The sequence below is a fragment of the Pseudomonas sp. genome (assembly GCF_050739655.1).
GTDB lineage: Bacteria > Pseudomonadota > Gammaproteobacteria > Pseudomonadales > Pseudomonadaceae > Aquipseudomonas.
In genome coordinates, this window is sequence record NZ_JBOIBY010000685.1 from 1 (window position 1) to 2373 (window position 2373).

Consider the following 2373-nt stretch of genomic DNA (forward strand, 5'->3'; position numbering starts at 1 on the left):
GGCCTATGTGGACGCTATGAATTCCAACGATCTGATTTTCCTGGCTCAACCTGGTGGCCGCCTGTCCGGTCGGATTCGCGTACCAGGTGACAAATCGATTTCCCACCGTTCGATCATGCTCGGCTCCTTGGCCGAAGGCGTGACTGAAGTGGAAGGTTTCCTCGAAGGCGAAGATGCCTTGGCGACCTTGCAGGCATTCCGTGACATGGGCGTGGTCATCGAAGGCCCGCATCATGGTCGTGTGACCATTCACGGTGTTGGCCTGCATGGTCTGAAGCCTGCACCAGGCCCGATCTACCTGGGTAACTCCGGTACTTCGATGCGCCTGCTGTCTGGCCTGTTGGCTGCGCAGAACTTCGACAGCACCCTGACGGGTGATGCTTCGCTGTCCAAGCGCCCGATGAATCGCGTGGCCAATCCACTGCGTGAAATGGGTGCCGTGATCGAAACCGCCGCTGAAGGTCGTCCGCCGATGATCATCCGTGGTGGCAACAAGCTCAAAGGCCTGACTTACACCATGCCAATGGCCAGTGCCCAGGTTAAGTCCTGCCTGCTGCTGGCGGGTCTGTACGCCGAAGGCAAGACCACCGTCACCGAGCCTGCGCCAACCCGCGACCACACCGAACGCATGCTGCGCGGCTTCGGCTACCCGGTCACCGTTAATGGCGCGACCGCGTCGGTCGAGTCCGGCAACAAGCTGACTGCAACACACATCGAAGTACCGGGCGATATCTCGTCTTCTGCATTCTTCCTGGTGGCCGCTTCGATCGCCGAAGGTTCGGAGCTGGTGCTTGAGCACGTCGGCATCAACCCGACCCGTACTGGCGTCATCGACATCCTGCGTCTAATGGGCGCTGACATCACCCTGGAAAACCAGCGTGAAGTGGGTGGCGAGCCAGTCGCGGACCTGCGCGTACGGGCAGCTAAACTCAAAGGTATCGAGATTCCTGAAGCGCTGGTTCCATTGGCGATCGACGAGTTCCCGGTATTGTTCGTGGCTGCGGCGTGTGCCGAAGGGCGTACCGTGCTGCGTGGCGCCGAAGAACTGCGGGTCAAGGAATCGGACCGTATCCAGGTCATGGCCGATGGCCTGCTGGCGCTGGGCGTCAAATGTGAGCCGACTCCGGACGGCATCATCATTGATGGCGGCCAAATCGGCGGCGGTGAAGTGCATGGTCACGGCGACCACCGGATTTCCATGGCATTCAGCGTTGCATCGCTGCGTGCCACCGCGCCGATCCGTATCCATGATTGCGCCAACGTCGCGACGTCGTTCCCGAACTTCCTCGCGCTGTGCGCACAGGTCGGCATCCGCGTTGCCCAAGAGGCTCAGTCGTGAAAAACATTGCACCGGTCATCACCATCGATGGGCCAAGCGGCTCGGGCAAAGGCACCGTAGCCGGGATCCTGGCCAGGCGTCTTGGCTGGAATCTGCTGGATTCCGGTGCGCTTTACCGCTTGCTGGCTTTTGCCGCGCACAACCATGGCGTCGACCTGACCAACGAAGAGCTGCTGAAAAAACTTGCCGCTCATCTGGATGTTCAGTTCATCGCGGCGACCGAAGGTCAATTGCAGCGCATCGTTCTGGAAGGTGATGAAGTCAGCGATGTAATCCGCACCGAAAGTGTTGGCTCTGGTGCCTCGCAGGTGGCTGCATTGCCCGCGGTACGCGAGGCGCTGCTGCAACGCCAGCGCGCTTTTCAGGAAGCGCCGGGTCTGGTGGCCGATGGTCGTGACATGGGAACGGTGGTTTTTCCGGACGCGCCTTTGAAGATTTTCCTCACTGCCAGTGCCGAGGAGCGTGCGCGCCGTCGATATTTGCAGTTGAAGGGCAAAGTCGAGGGTGTTAGTCTGTCGAGTCTGCTAGATGAGATACGTGCACGCGATGAGCGTGACACCCAGCGAGCGGTAGCCCCGCTCAAACCGGCGGCTGACGCCATACAGCTGGATTCCACGGAATTATCCATCGAGCAGGTGCTGGAACGCATCATGAGCGAGATCGCCATTCGCGGTATTGCCGGGTGACCAAGAACGCCACAGGGGACCAGTCATAGTCCTGCGGCGCTTCTTATAAATGAAACTAACCCACACCGTCTGGGGTGTGGAGATGGGCGTATTCTTCGCCCTCATCAACAGGAATTAAAATGAGCGAAAGCTTTGCGGAACTCTTTGAAGAAAGCCTAAAGACCCTGAACCTTCAGGCAGGCTCCATCATCACCGGTGTTATCGTTGATATCGATTACCAAGCTCGCTGGGTAACCGTTCACGCTGGCCTGAAGTCTGAAGCACTCATCCCGCTTGAGCAGTTCTACAACGACGCTGGCGAACTGAACATCAACGTCGGTGACGAAGTTCACGTTGCTCTGGACTCGG

Annotated in this window: 2 protein-coding genes and 1 pseudogene; all 3 read left to right on the forward strand. The window is 59.0% G+C overall.

From position 1 onward, the window contains the following. Positions 1 to 1339: 3-phosphoshikimate 1-carboxyvinyltransferase (aroA, locus tag ACRESJ_RS32420; RefSeq protein WP_431761554.1), on the forward strand; the 1339-nt coding region annotated here is incomplete at its 5' end. After that, entirely contained in the window at positions 1336 to 2025 is a 690-nt protein-coding gene (cmk, locus tag ACRESJ_RS32425) for a (d)CMP kinase (protein ID WP_431761555.1), read from the forward strand. The genes aroA and cmk, both read left to right, overlap by 4 nt. Before the next feature lie 119 nt (positions 2026 to 2144). Then, positions 2145 to 2373, forward strand: a pseudogene (rpsA, locus tag ACRESJ_RS32430) (30S ribosomal protein S1); the annotation flags it as partial.